Source organism: Ehrlichia minasensis, from assembly GCF_004181775.1.
Lineage (GTDB): Bacteria > Pseudomonadota > Alphaproteobacteria > Rickettsiales > Anaplasmataceae > Ehrlichia > Ehrlichia minasensis.
Map to the genome: position 1 here is coordinate 1 of NZ_QOHL01000005.1, position 18,205 is coordinate 18,205.

Consider the following 18,205-nt stretch of genomic DNA (forward strand, 5'->3'; position numbering starts at 1 on the left):
TTTCATTTATGTGCTATAGCATCATGTGTAGGTAGAGTGTTAGTAGTGTCATTGAAGTGCTAGGAATATAATATCCAAGTGTTGAATATATAAAATTGATGATTAGAAATATTTGTAGGTTTTTTCAAATATTGAATATAATAGTTGTTTTTCTGGAACTTGCATAGTTATTTAGTAAGGAAATGTTAAGTTAGTGTACCATAAAAATTAGTATGCTTTCATTTATGTGCTATAGCATCATGTGTAGGTAGAGTGTTAGTAGTGTCATTGAAGTGCTAGGAATATAATATCCACGTGTTGAATATATAAAACTGATGATTAGAAATATTTGTAAGTTTCTTGTCAAATAATTAGAATATAAATGGTTATTTTTCTACAGCTTGTGTGGTATTTCAGAAGGAAATTTTAAAGTAGTGTACCTAGAAATTGGTATGTTTTCTATTTTTGTAGTGTTATATATATGTTAGAAATGTTGGTGAATTATTCTGGAAATAGTTATATTGTTTAATTCTCTAATGTGCTTAAGTGTAGTTTAACTTAAGTTTAAAAGATTAACAATGTAAGTACTAGTATATTGAATATGTCTTAGTAATTTTAGTATGGATAATACGCTTAAATTTATTTTAAAAGAATAAAATTTACATATACTAATTAAGTGCTTTTAAATCTTTGTATGATACCCTGTTAACTATTAGTGTTGCCTTTGGTTTATTTTAAAGCACTTAAATTTCACATTGTGTATATTAGTATACTTAGATACTTGATTATAATAGGGTTATAGAGATTGATCAAGTAAGTATAATACTATCTTTTTCATTTTTGACTATATATATGAATAGTAGGTTATTTTGTTATAGAAGAAAATAGTTTCTGATACTCTGCTTTTGTATAAAGTGAAAATGAAATTGAATGTGTTAGCTTTATTTCTTCTTCTAAGATCTTGTGTAGTCTTTTGTGTCGATTGATTTTACTTGTTTTTAAAAAATCATCAGATACTACTTGTATTTTTAAATGTGAAATATTGGAAATAGAATGAAAGTTATGTCCATGATGTTTTGATGATTCGTCTATTATTTCAATCTTAAATACATTTAGTGCAGATATAATTTTATTTTCTATTTTTTGAATGATATCCATTGGTTCCTACAATACTGACTTTAATACATTATAACATTTTTTCTAGGTTGTGTTTTGTTGTAAGAATAAAAACTCAGTAAGTAAGTACTTAATATTAACAAAAACTTTAAAATGTGGGATGGCGTGTGTATTAATAGATTAATTTATTAATAAAATTATAAACATCATTACTAAATAATTCTTAATTTAGTATACAAGTTGAAGTTTTTTATCTAATATGTTTATGAATTGATATATTGTGAATTTTTTATTATTTGAGGAATAATGTTATGAAATTTTATAAATTTATTTATTTTTGCTTTTTGCTATTACCTTTCAATTTGATAGCATGTCAGCCTGTTGAAACTCCTGATCAGTGTACTCAGAATCCATCTGGGATAAATCCTTTTTTTAAGGCTGGTAAATACGACAAATGTAATGACTTGCCTGTTGCACCTATGCTTAATAAATTTGATAAAGCTGTATTGGATATTTGTGGTGATTGGGGTAGTACTCCAAAGAGAGAAGATTTTAGGAATCTATTGGATAAAAAAGAATATAAAAATTATATTGATGAAATATATGAAGGCTTAGATCATCAAGTGTTTACTCCAAATGCAGATCTTGATACATTTAAAAAAGAATTAACAGAATTATGGTTCAATAATCATGGGTTTACTCATATAATGTGTGGACAACCTAGACGTGGTAGATTAGGTGGGATGCATTTTTTTGGACGTTACTTGCAAGCTCAGAAAAATCAGTGGGTTGGTAGGTATTATGATGACGATCTGATGGATGAAGTTAGTGATAAAGTATTTTTAATTGGAGTTGCGTTTAAAAATTCTAGAGGTCAATTAACAGTTGATCCTAAAAAAAGCTATGATCTCTTACACGCTAATGAAATCATATTACATGCTACTAAGGCTTACAAGGGACTATCTAAAAATTCGCAATTAGTAGAAAGAGCAAATGGAAGATGTATTTATGATAATGAAGATGTAAATTATGTGTTTGTAGCACGTAAAAACTCTATTGTTACATTTTTTGCGGCTTTCAACCCAACTTGTACAAGAGGTCAAACAGAATGTGCTTGTATCAGATAATGTAGAATAATTGTTTTATTACTGCTGCATGTTATATATACATTATGAATTGTATGTAATTATGTAGCAGTAAATTTTAGCTTGATTTTAAAGTGCAAAGTTTTAGAGTACTGAAATTTGAATACTGATTATATTACTATGCTAAAACAACCTATTGTAATTTTCTGTAAGGAGAGACAGTAGAGTTTTAGTGTGACATTAAGAAAGTTATTTCTTAAGGATTTTTTATTCTTTGAATTTTAAGGATTCTAAATATAGTATTAATTAGTTAATTTTATAATGAGTGATAGTTTACTTTTTTATATTATATATGAGTTTTTTATTCTTAATATAAAGTTTTAGTATAATGCTTTTATTAAAATTGTGCTTTTGCGTGTTATTTCAATGTTGCATATATTATTAGTATGTAAATCTAATATTATGGCATCTTTGACAAAATATGCTGTGATTTATGATATTAAAGTAAATAGATTGTCTCTAATAAAATGATTAGCAGTTATACTGATTTGTATAGTTGAAATACAACAAACGCTTGTAGTTTTGTAGATAAATGTGAAGGTAATGTTATGAATTTTTGTAAATATGTATGTTTATTGGTAATTTTTTTACCATTTAGTTTAATGGCTTGTTCGGATGTTTACCCACCTCTTGAGGTTTTAAAAAATCAGGATGATGTAAAAAATTCTTATAAATGTTTAAGAAATCAATCTATCATGAATCCTTTTTTTAATATGGATAAAGACGGTGATAATGATTGTGATTTGCCTGTTGTTCCTGAGCTGAATAAGTTTGATAGAGCTGTTTTAAATGTTTGTGGCAATTGGATTAATACTCCTAGAGCAGATCTTTTTAAAGTGATGTTAGATAATGCTGAGTATAAGGAATATGTTGAGAAACTTTATGAAGATTTAAATCATGAGGTATTTACTCCTAATGCAGATCTTGCTCAGTTTAAAGATGAGCTAACAAAATTATGGTTTGATCAACAAGCTTTTGCTCATATTATGTGTGGACAGCCTGATATTCTTAAATTAGGTGGTATGCATTTTTTTGGACGTTATATTCAAGCTCAAGAGAATCATTGGGCTGGTAGACACTATGATAGTGCTGTAGTTGATGAAGTAAGTGATAAAGTTTATACAATTGGAGTAATATTTAGAAATCCTAACAATTACTTAGTTATTGATCCTAGAAAAGGGTGTGATTTTTTACATGCTGATGAGATTATATTAAATGCTACAAAGGCTTATAAAGCGTTTTCTAAACACAGAGAATTAGGTGGTGATGTTTTAAAAAAATGTCTTTATAAAAATGATGGTGTAGATTATACGTTTGTAGCTAAGGATAATGCTATTTTGACTTTCTATTCTACTTTAACACCGCAGTGTGATCCTGGAGAAACAGAATGTGAGTGTGAAAAATAAAAAATTTTGCTACTGTTTATCAAAATCTTTAGGTTATGATAAATAGTAGCTTTTTTATTTCTACTATGGCTTAAGTGATATTTGCTTAAATATTAAAGTTTCTTAGGTTTGGTAAATACTTGTGGAAATGGTATGTGATTTATTAGATTAACTTGTGAATGTTATCAGCTAAATAACTAGTTTGTTGAAGTTAAATACCAGACGGTTCTTTTTTATCAGTGAAAATTGTTTCTAAATTTTATATTGCGTAATTATAGTTAACAAATATAACATTATTGTTGTTTTTAAATGTTCAGTAATTTATTGATTGTATCAAGTTACATATAAGTACTTGAGTATGGGGGTTAGTGTGTTAGTAATATTTAATTAATAATCATTTGAAATCATCAGCAAGCAATTTATCACATTTTTGTTGCAATCATTTTTATTACTAAAATTGCTTTTTGGTTTGTTGTTGTGAATTATTATTGTATATCTATCTATTATAAGTATAGCATGGTATGCAATATAAATTATAGCTTTCACTGAATTGTGTATCATTCTGTGTAGTAAATTGCTTGTTAATTGGTAATTATGAGTCAAATATTTGTTCATCTTAGATCTCATAGTGATTACTCATTGCTTCATGGGATGGTAAAAATAGAGTCTTTAGTGAACTTATGTGTGCAACATAATATGCCTGCATTAGCATTGACAGATTCAGGTAATTTGTTTGGGTCTTTGGAATTTTCTGATTGTGCTTCTAATTCAGGTATACAGCCTATTATAGGTTGTAATATAATGGTAAGTTATAATGGTGATAATATTGGAGAACTAATATTATTGGTTAAAAATCAAGTTGGGTACAACAATGTTGTTAATCTTATTAGTAATTCATTTAGAAATGATCAGTCCAGTAAAATTAATAGAATCGATTTAAACACACTTATTGACCTGAAAGATGGAATTATCATTCTCACAGGAGGACACGATGGGTTTTTAGCTCAACTTTTATTGGGAAATGTAATTGACTATGGCATTATAGATAAATTATTGCTTGCTTTTAAAGATAATCTTTATGTTGAACTTCAGCGTCATAATATTGAGGAAGAAAAGCTAATAGAAAAAACACTTATTAAATTTGCTTATGAAAAGGATGTCCCATTAGTTGCAACAAATGATGTGCTGTTTGCAAGGAGAGAAGATTTTTTAGCTCATGATGTGTTATCTTGCATATCAGGTGGTAATTATATTGCTCAAGAAGATAGAAAAATGTTTACAAAAGAGCATTATTTTAAGTCTTCTGATGAGATGCATGAGTTATTTGTGGATATCCCTGAGGCAATTTCTAATACTGTATTGATAGCCCAACGTTGTTCTTTTATGCCAGAAATCAGGAAACCAATGTTGCCTCATTTTCCTTGTTCAAGCGGTAGAAATGAAAGTCAAGAATTAATAAGCCAAGCAATTGATGGTTTAAATAGTCGTTTGAAAGATAGCAATTTGTCTGAGGAACAAACATCTAAGTATTATGAAAGATTGCATTATGAATTAGATATTATTATTTCAATGGATTATGCAGGATACTTCTTAATAGTATCGGATTTTATATGCTGGAGTAAAAGGAATGATATAATGGTAGGTCCTGGTAGGGGTTCTGGAGCTGGTTCTCTTGTTGCTTGGTCTTTGCAAATTACTGATCTTGATCCTATAGAATTTGGTTTAATTTTTGAAAGATTTTTAAATCCTGATCGTATTTCAATGCCAGACTTTGATATTGATTTTTGTCAGGAAGGTAGAGATCACGTTATAGAGTATGTAAGAAAAAAGTATGGTTATGTTGCTCATATTATAACTTTTGGTAAATTGCAGGCTAAGGCTGTGCTCCGTGATGTTGGTAGAGTTATGCAAATGCCTTATTTTCAAGTAGATAGAATCTGCAAGATGATTCCTCATAACCCAGTTAGGCCTGTTACTTTATCTGAAGCGATAGAGATGGATAAGAATTTACAAAAGGAACGTGATGGTGATGAGACAGTTGCTAAATTATTAGAAATATCGTTAAAGCTTGAAGGACTTTATCGTCATGTTTCGATACATGCTGCAGGTATTGTAATTTGTGATAGAAAGTTAGAGGAGTTGCTACCTTTATATTATGATAATGTGTCTTTTCTTCCTATTACTCAGTATAATATGAAATATACTGAAAAGGCTGGATTAGTTAAATTTGATTTTTTAGGATTACGTACATTAACTGTTATAAATCAAATTTGTCATTTGGTAAATAGAGGAGGCCAAAATGTTGATATATCACGTATTCCTTTAAATGATAAAAAAACATATGAAATGTTATCTGCAGGTAATTCTGTTGGTGTATTTCAGCTTGAAAGTTCTGGTATGAGAGAAGTAATTAGTAAGCTGAAACCAGATAATATAAATGATATTATTGCGTTAATTTCTCTCTATAGGCCAGGTCCTATGGATAACATATCTATATATATAGCGCGTAAACATGGGTTTGAAAAGCCAGATTATATACATCCAATTCTTGAAGATGTTCTTAAAGAGACTTTTGGTGTTATCATTTACCAAGAACAGGTCATGGAAATTGCTAAGATCATGGCTGGATATAGTTTAGGTGAAGCGGATTTGTTAAGACGTGCGATGGGTAAGAAAATCAAAGAGGAAATGGATAATCAACGTAGAGCATTTATAAATGGTGCTATTAGTAATGGAATAGAAGAAGAAAAGGCAAGCTATATTTTTGATCTGGTGGCAAAGTTTGCAGGTTATGGATTTAATAAATCTCATGCTGCAGCTTATGCGTTAATTAGTTATCAGACTGCTTATTTAAAAGCTAATTATACATTAGAGTTTTTTACTGCTTCTATGAATTTAGATATAACAGATAAAGATAAGTTAGAGATGTTATGTCATCAAGCAAAGTTGCATGGTATAAAGATATTGCCACCGGATATTAATACTTCCAAAGTATTCTTTACTATTGAAGGGTCGTCATCTATTAGATATGCTCTTGGAGCTCTTAAAAATGTGGGACAACATTCAGCAAAAGAAATAGTAGATGATGTTGCCTATAAAGATATATGGGATTTTATTGATAGGGTAAGTACTAAATGTGTACATAAGAGAATACTAGAAAGTATTATTAAAGCTGGAGTGCTGGATAGTATTCATAGCAATAGAAAACAGCTTTTTGAGTCAGTTTTTCTGTTCTTAGACATTATTGAATATAATAAATACAATGCTAATTTTAATCAGTTCAGTTTATTTACTGATAGAACTCATTATAAATTATCAGAGACTGATGATTGGGTTAGAGAAGAGAAGTTAGATAATGAATTTTCTTCTATAGGGTTTTATCTTAATCATCATCCTATGGAAAATTATAAATGTCTTTTGGAAAAGTTGAATATAGGATTTATTAGCTATGATGATAGGTCTGCTTATAATAATAAAATTGTGGGGATAATTTCTAATGTTAAAGTACGTTCTGCAACTAGGGATAAATTTGCAGTTGTGACTCTTTCTGATCCTTATAATATTCATGAAATAGCTTTTTATAACGGGAGTGTAATAGAAGACAATAAAGATTTATTTACCAGTGGTGCGCCTGTTATTATTGAAATGGATAATGATTTTTATAGCACTGCAGCAAGATTGCTTGGTAAGAATATATATAGCTTTGAAAGTAAAATATCTTCTATTATCAAGAGTATGGTTATATATGTCAGTGTTGAAGACAGTGTTATAATAAAAGAGTTATCAAGTTTATTGAAGGATAATGGTTCTACTATTGTATTGATTGATGTGCTGCTGCCTGATGATCATGTGACAATTCAATTACCGAATAGCTTTTTAATTACTCCTTTAATTTTTATGCAAATTTTCAAATTAAGTTGGGTAAGGGATATTGAAGTTAATAGCATTCCAGTTTAGTTTTGTTCCAATTTGTTGATCTAGAATAAAGACAATTTAGTATTTGATTATATAAAAATCTTCAGTAGTTTTTAAATAAGTATATTTGAATTTATTGGTGATTTTGTTAAAGAATTTTTATTGGGATATAGTTGACTAATTATATTGAATGCTGATAATTATGTAATTATAAATGTTGGTACTTTCTCATATTAATGATTAAATAAGTGTGTAGGGTTACGTTCAATTGACTAATTTGTTTAGTGTTGTTGACATTTTAGTAGTATCTAGTGGTGTTGATGATATCTCTAGTACTCTTGTGTATTCTGATATTATTGGAATATTAAATTAATGAATGTGATGATTGTTATATTCTACTAAGTTATATCTCGATAATAGGTCGATGTTTATGGTGCTGATATCTGAGAAAATATACCACATATGTGGTCATGTAGATATGCTAAAAGATAATTTAATGTCACATGCAACTTTAGTGTTGGCGTCTCAAGTAATAGGTGTGACTAAGATTTATGACATTGTATTTAATGATGATATAATGTTAACCATAAAATCTTTGAATTTGCTTGGCATTAAAATTAAATATAACAAAAATAGTAAAGTTTGTACTATTGAAGGAATGGGTGTAGGAGGGTTTCTTTGTCCAAAGGATGCATTGTATTTGAATAATCCAGCTATTTATATGATTATGGGCTGCTTAGCTAATTGTCCTTTTACATCTTTTTTGTGTGGAGATAGTAGTATTAATACAGTAATAAAACCATTATTATTAATGGGTGCTAGATTTATTGCAAATGATAATAAATTGCCAGTTGCTTTAGTTGGATGTATAGATATGTTGCCTATAAGGTATACAGCTAAAGATGATGGAACAAAAATAGCAATGATATTTGCTGCGTTGAATACTTTTGGTACTACAACTATAATTAGTACTACTGGTAAGGATAGTATTATACCTGCACTTCAATATCTTAATGCAGAGGTAGAGTGCTTTGTAGATAGGAATTATGTAATTAGTATATCTGGTCAACGGGAATTGTACTCTAAAGATGTGTGTATTCCCAATGATTTTTTTTGTATGTTATCTTTTATAGCTGTAGCTCTAATTTTAAAAGAATCAGAGATTAGCATATTAAATGTATTACTTACTGATAGAATAAAAAATTTTCATAGAGTTTTGATAGAAATGGGAGGTAATCTTTTTTTTGTTAATCATAGAAACAATGCAATTGGGGAAAAAGTTGCGGATCTTTTGATTAAAGGTAGTGTTTTACAAGGCATTAGGTGTTTACATAATAATGACTTTGATATTGATGAATATTTATTTATTGTGATAATAGCTGTGTATGCTGATGGGATAACAGTTTTAAGCAATATGTTAGATCATATACTTATGGATAAGAGATTGAAAACTGTGATAAATGAATTAGTAAAAGGTGGAATCAGAATAGATGTAGAAGGAAATAGTTTAATTATTTACGGTTGCTCTGATAATGTTTTAGATTGGAATCTAGTAGACGCATGTTACGATTTTAAAATTACAATATTGTTTTTAGTCATAGGTATGATTTCTAATAATGTTATAAAAATAAAAAATATTAGAAAAACAAGAGATTTGCTTTCAATTATTGAGTTATTTAATAAGCATGGAGCTGGTATTAAGATCATATAATTTTTTATTTTAAAATTAATGTTAAAAAATGTATTGACATTGAATGTATATTAATTGATAATTCAACCTATGGCTAAATGTCATAGATGATGAAGTTGTTTGAATAGTTGGAATTTATAGAATAGAAATAAAGGCGGCGATGCATAATAGCTAATTTATTTTATCGTGCATCAAAGTATTTTATTTGTTTGTTTGCATGAGTCCAAGCCATAATATATATGGCTTTGTCAAACTTGAGAGTTTGATCCTGGCTCAGAACGAACGCTGGCGGCAAGCCTAACACATGCAAGTCGAACGGACAATTATTTATAGCTTTTGGCTATAGGCAATTGTTAGTGGCAGACGGGTGAGTAATGCGTAGGAATCTACCTAGTAGTACGGAATAGCCATTAGAAATGATGGGTAATACTGTATAATCCCCGCGGGGGAAAGATTTATCGCTATTAGATGAGCCTACGTTAGATTAGCTAGTTGGTAAGGTAATGGCTTACCAAGGCTATGATCTATAGCTGGTCTGAGAGGACGATCAGCCACACTGGAACTGAGATACGGTCCAGACTCCTACGGGAGGCAGCAGTGGGGAATATTGGACAATGGGCGAAAGCCTGATCCAGCTATGCCGCGTGAGTGAAGAAGGCCTTCGGGTTGTAAAACTCTTTCAATAGGGAAGATAATGACGGTACCTATAGAAGAAGTCCCGGCAAACTCTGTGCCAGCAGCCGCGGTAATACGGAGGGGGCAAGCGTTGTTCGGAATTATTGGGCGTAAAGGGCACGTAGGTGGACTAGTAAGTTAAAAGTGAAATACCAAAGCTTAACTTTGGAGCGGCTTTTAATACTGCTAGACTAGAGGTCGAAAGAGGATAGCGGAATTCCTAGTGTAGAGGTGAAATTCGTAGATATTAGGAGGAACACCAGTTGCGAAGGCGGCTATCTGGTTCGATACTGACACTGAGGTGCGAAAGCGTGGGGAGCAAACAGGATTAGATACCCTGGTAGTCCACGCTGTAAACGATGAGTGCTAAATGTGAGGATTTTATCTTTGTATTGTAGCTAACGCGTTAAGCACTCCGCCTGGGGACTACGGTCGCAAGACTAAAACTCAAAGGAATTGACGGGGACCCGCACAAGCGGTGGAGCATGTGGTTTAATTCGATGCTACGCGAAAAACCTTACCACTTTTTGACATGAAGGTCGTATCCCTCCTAACAGGGGGAGTCAGTTCGGCTGGACCTTACACAGGTGCTGCATGGTTGTCGTCAGCTCGTGTCGTGAGATGTTGGGTTAAGTCCCGCAACGAGCGCAACCCTCATTCTTAGTTACCAACAGGTAATGCTGGGCACTCTAAGGAAACTGCCAGTGATAAACTGGAGGAAGGTGGGGATGATGTCAAATCAGCACGGCCCTTATAAGGTGGGCTACACACGTGCTACAATGGCAACTACAATAGGTTGCGAGACCGCAAGGTTTAGCTAATCCATAAAAGTTGTCTCAGTTCGGATTGTTCTCTGCAACTCGAGAGCATGAAGTCGGAATCGCTAGTAATCGTGGATCATCACGCCACGGTGAATACGTTCTCGGGTCTTGTACACACTGCCCGTCACGCCATGGGAATTGGCTTAACTCGAAGCTGGTGTGCTAACCGCAAGGAAGCAGCCATTTAAGGTTGGGTTAGTGACTAGGGTGAAGTCGTAACAAGGTAGCTGTAGGTGAACCTGCGGCTGGATTACCTCCTTTTAGGCTTTCTTATCTTATATTATTTTTTAGTAATGTTTGGATAAGGTGCTACGCCGTCTTTCTTTCTATTTTATTTTTATTGTCTTAGCTTAATATTTAAGTGTTATATTGTATTTATTCTTGTAGTTAATTATAAGTTTCTTTAAAGTTTGTTTCATTTTTTTTAATTTGATAATGTCGAAAGTTAGGCCTCTATCTCCACATTTGCAAATATATAAGGTTGTATATAAGCTATCTATTATGCATAGATTTACTGGCATGTTGTTGTTTGTAGGTCTATTTGTAATTTCATGGAGTATTATTGCTGCTTTTTTATTTCCTGAAGTTGTATATGAGACTTATAATTTTTTCTATGCTTCTTATTTATCATTGTATTCTTTCAAGTTGATTGCGTTTATATGGTTAAATATATTTTCCTATCATTATTTAAATGGTATAAGGCATTTGTTATGGGATTTAGGATTCTGTTTGACTAAATCTGCAGTGAAGATTACTGGTATAATTGTTGTGTGTTTATGCATAATCTCTTCTTTTATACTTTATAGTTTATTCCTGAGTTGATGGTATAGTATTATGGCTAGTCATTCAGTTTATCATTGGTTGATTCAAAGAGCTACAGCTTTTGTTTTACTCCCTCTTTCCATATGGTTTTTGTTTAAGTTTGTTGCTGTTGTTTCTTTAATATTCAAGTCTTTACCAGATCTTCATTTATGTTTTTCTAGTATAGGTATAACTGATTTTATTATTTTATTATGCTTTTTTGTTTTTGCGTTTTATCATGGAGTCTTGGGTATACAAGTTATATTAGAAGACTATATACATTCTGCTGTATTAAGGGCATCGTTATTCCTTGTTATTAAAGGGATTGCAGTTTTAACAGTATTGTTTTTGGTGTTTATAGTTTTGTATAATAAGTTATTTGTGTATTAATCACGTTTGTTGTCTGTAATTTATTAATAATATAAAGTTTTTTAATTAATAATTTTTTTCTTTTTTCTGTATACTATAAACTTAATGTTTTGTCGTTGGTAAATCTATTTTTATATAAGATATTTATATCTGGCTCTGTATATTATAATATTCTTAATATTAATTTTTTTACTGTTATATTGTATAATGTAGTGAATATTTGTATTTTATAGTTAGTGTTGACTAAGTATGTTAGGTAATTTTTTTAATGGTGTTAGGCGTGGCATTAGAGTAATACCATCTAATGGTTTAAAAGTTTTTGGTATACTGCGTAAAGTATACGGTAATGTTGGTATTATCCCATTACTTCGTGTCTTACCTATTTTTGGTACTAACCAAGCAGTAACTTGCACAGCACGATTTCCAGCACTGCATAGAAATCAAACATGTAAATATGTATCTAGTAAATGTCATGGAAAAGGGTTAGAAGTTCGAGGAAATAGTTTAATATATCAAGGAAAACAATACCCAATTACCCCATTAAAATCTCCAGACGGAGGTCCAATTTATAATGTGCAAGGACATAGATTGTTTGCTATAAATACTGCTGATGATAATTATAAAGATTTTGAAGGTAAAACAGAAAGAAATAAGGTGCTGGTTATAGCTTGTGATGGTAATAGTGTTGTTGATCCAGTATCTAGTGGAGGTGATAGAAAAGTAATGTTAAGTGTTCAACATAGCAACATTTATCCTTTTTCTTTTTCTATTGTTAATCAGGAGACTGGGCAACGAGATTGGTTACTATCCTTTCTTATGTTACCGTTGAATTTATCTGGGTTGACAGTTGGGTGTGCTGGTAGATTAGCAGCTTCAGTATTAGCTGGTGCTGGTTTGTGTTGTGAAAAAATTGTTGGATTTCTGTCTAAAAATATAGATAGAGATATAATTCATCAAAGTTCTGGGGTTGTAACAGGTGGTGGTAGACCATATTTTAGAACATGCTGTATATTTTTATTATCTATGATAGCAAATAGCTTAAGATGCTCTTCTTGTGTTGTAAAAAATGCTGCTGATTTTTCTGAGGCTATGATTAGAGTACCTAGCGCAATAGCAAATGGTGTACATAACGAGAATATGTCCTGTTTACCAGTTACTGCAGGATTTGCTGCTATTGTTAAACCTGCTAAATCTGTGATTGTAGATGTAAAAGGTTCTTGTTTATCTTTTGCAAAAGATTGTATGTTACTTAAAGCTAGAGTGACTGGGGATGCTGACGCTTTGAGGCAAAATGTAAGAACAGATGATGGTTTGATTGTAGAACACGCGCAAGATATCGAAGAGCAGCAGAAAGGAGAAGGTGATCAAAAGCAAAAGAAAAAGATGAGTCGTCGTGATTTAGAAGAAGTAAGAAAAATTGGTGAGGATCTTGATTCGCAAATTATGTGTGGTACGAAAGAAGATATAAGTAAAGAGTTAACTAAGCACAAAAAAGCACATACTAAAGCTGTACAGTAGTTCGTTGATAGAAACATCATACATTCCAATATAATGTTGTTGTTTATTCTAATGGGTTTTATTTCTTAAATTTATTATGTTATAATTTGGAGCTTATAAGAATATTAAAGGTAGTATCACTAAGTGGTTGGTCGCCTTATGATGTTCTCACAAGATATATTGTTGTTTACAAATACGTTTGTTGCAATTTATTAATTAAAATGTATGTATAATTACAATACAAAGTTACATTGAATTTGAATCATAAATTTATAATGTGAGTAACTAAAATAGAAAATATAGATTTTATTAAAAGATAGGGTTTATTACATTGTAATTGTGAAAGACAGGATTATTTCCTTTTCCTATTTGTGGAACTGTTTTGATGGTTTTAAGAATATATTGGATAGCTAAGTTTACACTTTCTTGTACTGAAATTTTTTGTGATATAAAACTTGCAATAGCTGAAGATAAAGTACAACCTGTACCGTGTAATTCACCATCAAAAATTCTTTGATGTGGAAAGTTCAAAATTTGATTGTCTTCTGTCAGTAAAATATTATTTATAATCTCTTGATTGATATGCCCGCCTTTAATTAAAACATATTTTGCTCCAAGTGACTTGATTGTTTGACTTGCTTTTATCATGTCATTTTGGTTGGTAATTTTAGTGTGAGTTAGAACTTCTGCTTCTGTGATATTTGGTGTAATGATTGTTGTTTTGTGAATTATGTGTTTTATAAAATCAGAAATTGCACTATTGTCCATTAATCTGCAATTTGATGTTGATATCATTACTGGGTCTACAACGATAGGAATGTGTGGTAAAGATTGTGCTACTGCTATGATTGCTTCAGAAGAGGGTAGCATCCCAATTTTAATTGCATCTATGTTGATATCAGATAAAACAACTTCTATCTGTTGCTGAATAATATGTTGTGGTATGTTATATACATTATAAACTTTGGAAGTGTTTTGTGCTGTGACTGATGTGATACAACTTGCTGCATAGCAACCTAGTGATGAAATAGTTTTGATGTCTGCTTGAATACCAGCGCCACCAGAAGAGTCAGATCCAGCTATTGTTAGTACTTTGCCTTTGTATTGATGTTCAGTCATGTTTCTCTATTATAGATTTTACGAAAGGGATAGTAACGCCATTGTTATAGTAAGGTAAATTTCTATCTATGCATTTTACTATATTGCTTAAATTTTGAAAAGAGCGTTCTGTATTATTGAGTATGTAGTTTATAACTTTTAATTCTATGTGTATTTGTTTGTCAGCAAATAATTTTATGAGCATAATTTTTAATAGTTCTTCATCTGGATTTGCTAATTTTGCACTCATAGTATGTAGTATACGAGATTTTAAATCTTTTATGTGGTAGTTGAGCAATCTAGGAGCTATAGAAGAAGTCATGAGTAGTAGCTTTTTATTTTCTTTTATATAATTGTAGTAATGTAATATAGATAGTTCATTGTCTATATTTTCTATGTTTTCTATAATGAAGGCGTTATGATTTAATATTATATTCCCTATGTCTTCTTTAGTATTGGTTAGATATTGATCAATAAAAATAGCATTTTTAAGTTTTTGCCATATATGTGCAAGGTGAGTTTTTCCTGAGCCTGATTTTCCATATAAAATAAAAGAATTCCATTCTTGGTTCATTAACATGTTATATGTTGCTTTATTTTGCTCTAACAGTATGTAGTCATGATAGTGATATGAGTAACTATCTTTAAGATCAAATAATGTTAGTTGCATTTATTAATTACCAATTTGTGAGTTTATTATTTGTTATAATAGTAATATTGTTGATACTACCATGCTAGTAAATTTACGTATATATTCTTGACAAAAATGTGGTTTTATTATTATAGTCTAGTGATCTATAAGTGTAGATTGTAGAAATGTGATAAATCTGTTAATTGAATGTGTGTGTAGGTAATGTTGTTCAATAGATTTATTTCATTTACAATATTCTTTAATGGGTATGTTGCGGTAATAAATTCATAAAAATAAATTGACATGTATTGATAAAGCTATGATACTAAAGTTCACACAGTTTTGTATTTTGCAAAGTTTATGTGTTTGTGTTATGTTATGTTAAGAGTATTTTTTTAATATTTTTATATACGTTTTAGTTTGATTATCAATAAGGATATATGGCAATACAAAGAAAATATAGAGCAAGTCGTAGATTAGGTGTAAGCCTTTGGGGAAGATCTAAGGATCCATTTAATACAAGGAATTATCCGCCTGGTCAGCATGGTAATATGGGTTATAAAAAACCATCTGATTTTGGTAAGCAGTTTGCAGCGCATAAGAAGTTTAAGTTTTATTATGCTATAAGTAGTAAACAGATGCGCAATGTTTTCTTGAAAGCGTATAAGAAAAGGGGCGATACTGGTGATAATTTTGTTGGACTATTAGAATCTAGATTATCAAGTGTTCTGTATAATTCTGGGCTTGTACCTACTATTTTTTCCGCAAGGCAACTAATATCTCATAAACATGTTTTGGTTAACGGTAAGACAGTAAACATATCGAGTTATATTGTGAAAGTAGGTGATGTAGTTACACTTAAAGAGAAGGCAAAGAATTTACCTGCAGTGATTGCTGCGATACAATCTCAGGAGCATAAAGTACCTGATTATTTGGAAGTTGATACTCAGGAGAAGTCAGTGAGATATTTAAGAGTACCTAAATATTGTGAAATTCCATATCCAGCTACTATGGAAGTTAATTTAGTTATAGAGTTTTACTCTAGATAATCTGTAGCGCCCACGTGGCGGAATCGGTAGACGCTGCGGACTTAAAATCCGTTGACCGTAAGGTCGTGGGAGTTCAAGTCTCCCCATGGGCACCAAAGTAAGTTGAGAGTTTTATTTCGCGACTGAGTTGTTGAGTTAATAGCTTAGTATAAGTCTGGTCAGTTCTAAAAAATAATTGTTTTGTTGAACAATAATTGAGTTAATGTAAATCTGTAGTTAATAGATTGTAGTGTGTTGTTATATTTGTATAGGTAATTGTATAAGGGTCATTACTCCTAATATAAATTCTGTAAAAATATTTTAACTTTATTAAACTCAATTATATTTTGGTATGATCCATCATAGAACACACATTTAGTTGATATCTAAATGTAAACTGAAATGTTATAAATAATAGAATTTACACAAGTTATACTTGGTTTAATAAATCAATGTAAGTTTAGATAGTAATTAAGGTGAACATATTACTAAAAATAGTATGCTACGATTTTTATAAAGAGCTAATATAGTCAATGTTTCCTATGTTTGTAAAGATATCTTGTTTATTATTTTTTACACAAGTTATAACAGAAGTAAGTTGTAGCACATATTTATTAAAGTTATTACAAGCGTGGATAATACTGAGTTGTACAATAGTTAAACTGATGTGATTTATAGTTTGTTATGTAACTTCTCCTGAGTAATAGTAAAATTGTTATAAAACTATAAGAAAGTAAATTTTTCTCTTATGTATGAGATATGACAAAAGGTATTTTCGTCAATTGTTAAAAGCATTAAGTAACTTGATGTAGTTACCTTTTTATTAAATAATTAGGCTAAGTTGTGTTAAGTTGAATATATATCTATGCAAAAAATTCTAAAATAGTATAATGTAAAAAAATTTATATGCTTAAGCTGATGAGTGATCAACTTTGTAAGCTGATTGATAAGTATGTAACACGTAGTGTTATTATTCTAATAATTATACTTGCAATTTTTATTATTAAACCTGTATTTGCTCCATGTTGTAGTGCTATAATAATGGCTTATTTACTCAATCCATTGGTAAACAAGTTGCAGAATATAGGATTATCGCGTCAGTTTTCTGTTGCTGTAATTTTACTGTCTTCTGTGTGTATAATTATAGCGTTTTTGATTAGTTTTATACCTATTGCTTATTCGCAATTACTATCGCTTGTAAGATTTCTTATAGAGAGAATACCATTAATTCACAAAGATAGTATAACTGCTTTTCTTCAAAAATATAATATAGTTGAATATGAAGAGGTGTCTAATGTAATGAGGTTATCGCAGTTGTCTTTTGAGAATTTGTTGAGTTATGAAAATATAAAACCTTTTATTGGTGTTTTAGTAAGTATACTGAAAAGTCTGGATAATATATTGTTTGGTGCAATAAACTCTAGTATAAGTATAAGTTATACAGTGTCTATCATATTGATTACTCCTATATTGTTGTTCTATATATTATGTAATTGGCCATCAATTGTTAAATATTCGAATTCACTGATTCCTGTAAAATATCAAAGTGTTGCTAAGCTCTATACAGAGAGAATAGACAAAATAATTTCAGCTTACATTAGAGGTCAGTTAAGTGTGTGTTTCATTATGGGCATATACTATACAATATGCTTGAGTTTGATAAAGTTAAAATATTTTTTAATTATAGGATTCATATCAGGAGCTATGACTTTTATTCCATATGTTGGACCCATTTCATGTGTATTATTAAGTTTTGTTATAACAATGTTACAATTTAATAGTTGGACAGTATGTAGCATAGTATTAGGAATGTTTATTGTGGGGCAGTTAGTTGAGTCGAATATCATTACTCCACTATTAATAGGAAAGAGTATAGATATACATCCTATATGGATAATTATTGGAATGATAACGTGTGGGTCACAAATTGGATTTACAGGTATATTATTATCAATTCCTATCACAGCAATAGTTGGGGTATTTGTTAAATCTTTTATAAGTTACTATATGAGTAGTGAATTTTACAAAAATACTGGTTGAAAGACTTATTATAGC

12 protein-coding genes, 1 tRNA gene and 1 rRNA gene are annotated in these 18,205 nt (G+C 30.4%); 11 read left to right on the forward strand and 3 right to left on the reverse strand.

Going from position 1 to position 18,205, the window contains the following annotated elements:
- Positions 1-843: 843 nt before the first annotated feature.
- The gene (locus tag DRF75_RS01570; RefSeq protein ID WP_045170835.1) at positions 844-1,137 is read right to left on the reverse strand and encodes a BolA family protein; all 294 of its coding nucleotides are present in this window, start codon (positions 1,135-1,137) and stop codon (positions 844-846) included.
- Between the two features lie 269 nt (positions 1,138-1,406).
- On the opposite strand from DRF75_RS01570, the gene DRF75_RS01575 reads away from it, so the two are divergent.
- From DRF75_RS01575 to DRF75_RS01610, 8 genes are all read left to right on the forward strand, one after another.
- Positions 1,407-2,222 (forward strand): EndoU domain-containing protein, encoded by an 816-nt coding sequence (locus DRF75_RS01575; RefSeq protein ID WP_045170836.1) that lies wholly within the window; start codon positions 1,407-1,409, stop codon positions 2,220-2,222.
- Positions 2,223-2,788: 566 nt separating this feature from the next.
- Positions 2,789-3,646, forward strand: a complete 858-nt coding sequence (locus DRF75_RS01580; RefSeq protein ID WP_045170837.1) for an EndoU domain-containing protein — start codon at positions 2,789-2,791, stop codon at positions 3,644-3,646.
- A 573-nt stretch (positions 3,647-4,219) separates the two neighbouring features.
- Positions 4,220-7,582, forward strand: coding sequence for a DNA polymerase III subunit alpha (gene dnaE / locus DRF75_RS01585; protein ID WP_200887579.1), 3,363 nt, complete (start codon positions 4,220-4,222; stop codon positions 7,580-7,582).
- Positions 7,583-7,970: 388 nt separating this feature from the next.
- Positions 7,971-9,251: a 3-phosphoshikimate 1-carboxyvinyltransferase gene (locus tag DRF75_RS01590; protein WP_200887580.1), complete on the forward strand. Its 1,281-nt coding sequence runs from the start codon at positions 7,971-7,973 to the stop codon at positions 9,249-9,251.
- A 229-nt stretch (positions 9,252-9,480) separates the two neighbouring features.
- Positions 9,481-10,987: ribosomal RNA gene (locus DRF75_RS01595) — 16S ribosomal RNA — on the forward strand.
- A gap of 174 nt (positions 10,988-11,161) precedes the next feature.
- Entirely contained in the window at positions 11,162-11,548 is a 387-nt protein-coding gene (sdhC, locus tag DRF75_RS01600; protein ID WP_045170840.1) for a succinate dehydrogenase, cytochrome b556 subunit, read from the forward strand.
- A gap of 12 nt (positions 11,549-11,560) precedes the next feature.
- Positions 11,561-11,917 (forward strand): succinate dehydrogenase, hydrophobic membrane anchor protein, encoded by a 357-nt coding sequence (gene sdhD, locus DRF75_RS01605; protein WP_129992547.1) that lies wholly within the window; start codon positions 11,561-11,563, stop codon positions 11,915-11,917.
- 228 nt (positions 11,918-12,145) lie between these two features.
- A complete protein-coding gene (locus DRF75_RS01610; RefSeq protein ID WP_129992548.1) occupies positions 12,146-13,414 on the forward strand; it encodes a hypothetical protein in 1,269 nt (422 codons plus the stop codon).
- A 288-nt stretch (positions 13,415-13,702) separates the two neighbouring features.
- On the opposite strand, the gene thiD is transcribed toward DRF75_RS01610, so the two are convergent.
- A complete protein-coding gene (gene thiD, locus DRF75_RS01615; protein WP_045170843.1) occupies positions 13,703-14,512 on the reverse strand; it encodes a bifunctional hydroxymethylpyrimidine kinase/phosphomethylpyrimidine kinase in 810 nt (269 codons plus the stop codon).
- Positions 14,505-15,161 (reverse strand): P-loop NTPase family protein, encoded by a 657-nt coding sequence (locus tag DRF75_RS01620; RefSeq protein ID WP_045170844.1) that lies wholly within the window; start codon positions 15,159-15,161, stop codon positions 14,505-14,507. Before DRF75_RS01620 ends, thiD begins: the two co-directional genes overlap by 8 nt.
- 401 nt (positions 15,162-15,562) lie before the next feature.
- On the opposite strand from DRF75_RS01620, the gene rpsD reads away from it, so the two are divergent.
- From rpsD to DRF75_RS01635, 3 genes are all read left to right on the forward strand, one after another.
- A complete protein-coding gene (rpsD, locus tag DRF75_RS01625) occupies positions 15,563-16,171 on the forward strand; it encodes a 30S ribosomal protein S4 (protein ID WP_129992549.1) in 609 nt (202 codons plus the stop codon).
- An 8-nt stretch (positions 16,172-16,179) separates the two neighbouring features.
- Positions 16,180-16,266, forward strand: a tRNA-Leu gene (locus DRF75_RS01630).
- A gap of 802 nt (positions 16,267-17,068) precedes the next feature.
- Complete coding sequence (locus DRF75_RS01635) at positions 17,069-18,190, forward strand: AI-2E family transporter (protein ID WP_045170846.1); 1,122 nt, start codon at positions 17,069-17,071, stop codon at positions 18,188-18,190.
- The last annotated feature ends 15 nt before the right edge of the window (positions 18,191-18,205 follow it).

Bases quoted from the DNA above. Each gene is read 5' to 3' on its own strand.
- DRF75_RS01570 (WP_045170835.1), bottom strand. From the start codon at position 1,137: ATGGATATCATTCAAAAAATAGAAAATAAAATTATATCTGCACTAAAT.
- DRF75_RS01575 (WP_045170836.1), top strand. From the start codon at position 1,407: ATGAAATTTTATAAATTTATTTATTTTTGCTTTTTGCTATTACCTTTC.
- DRF75_RS01580 (WP_045170837.1), top strand. From the start codon at position 2,789: ATGAATTTTTGTAAATATGTATGTTTATTGGTAATTTTTTTACCATTT.
- dnaE (WP_200887579.1), top strand. From the start codon at position 4,220: ATGAGTCAAATATTTGTTCATCTTAGATCTCATAGTGATTACTCATTG.
- DRF75_RS01590 (WP_200887580.1), top strand. From the start codon at position 7,971: ATGGTGCTGATATCTGAGAAAATATACCACATATGTGGTCATGTAGAT.
- sdhC (WP_045170840.1), top strand. From the start codon at position 11,162: ATGTCGAAAGTTAGGCCTCTATCTCCACATTTGCAAATATATAAGGTT.
- sdhD (WP_129992547.1), top strand. From the start codon at position 11,561: ATGGCTAGTCATTCAGTTTATCATTGGTTGATTCAAAGAGCTACAGCT.
- DRF75_RS01610 (WP_129992548.1), top strand. From the start codon at position 12,146: ATGTTAGGTAATTTTTTTAATGGTGTTAGGCGTGGCATTAGAGTAATA.
- thiD (WP_045170843.1), bottom strand. From the start codon at position 14,512: ATGACTGAACATCAATACAAAGGCAAAGTACTAACAATAGCTGGATCT.
- DRF75_RS01620 (WP_045170844.1), bottom strand. From the start codon at position 15,161: ATGCAACTAACATTATTTGATCTTAAAGATAGTTACTCATATCACTAT.
- rpsD (WP_129992549.1), top strand. From the start codon at position 15,563: ATGGCAATACAAAGAAAATATAGAGCAAGTCGTAGATTAGGTGTAAGC.
- DRF75_RS01635 (WP_045170846.1), top strand. From the start codon at position 17,069: ATGAGTGATCAACTTTGTAAGCTGATTGATAAGTATGTAACACGTAGT.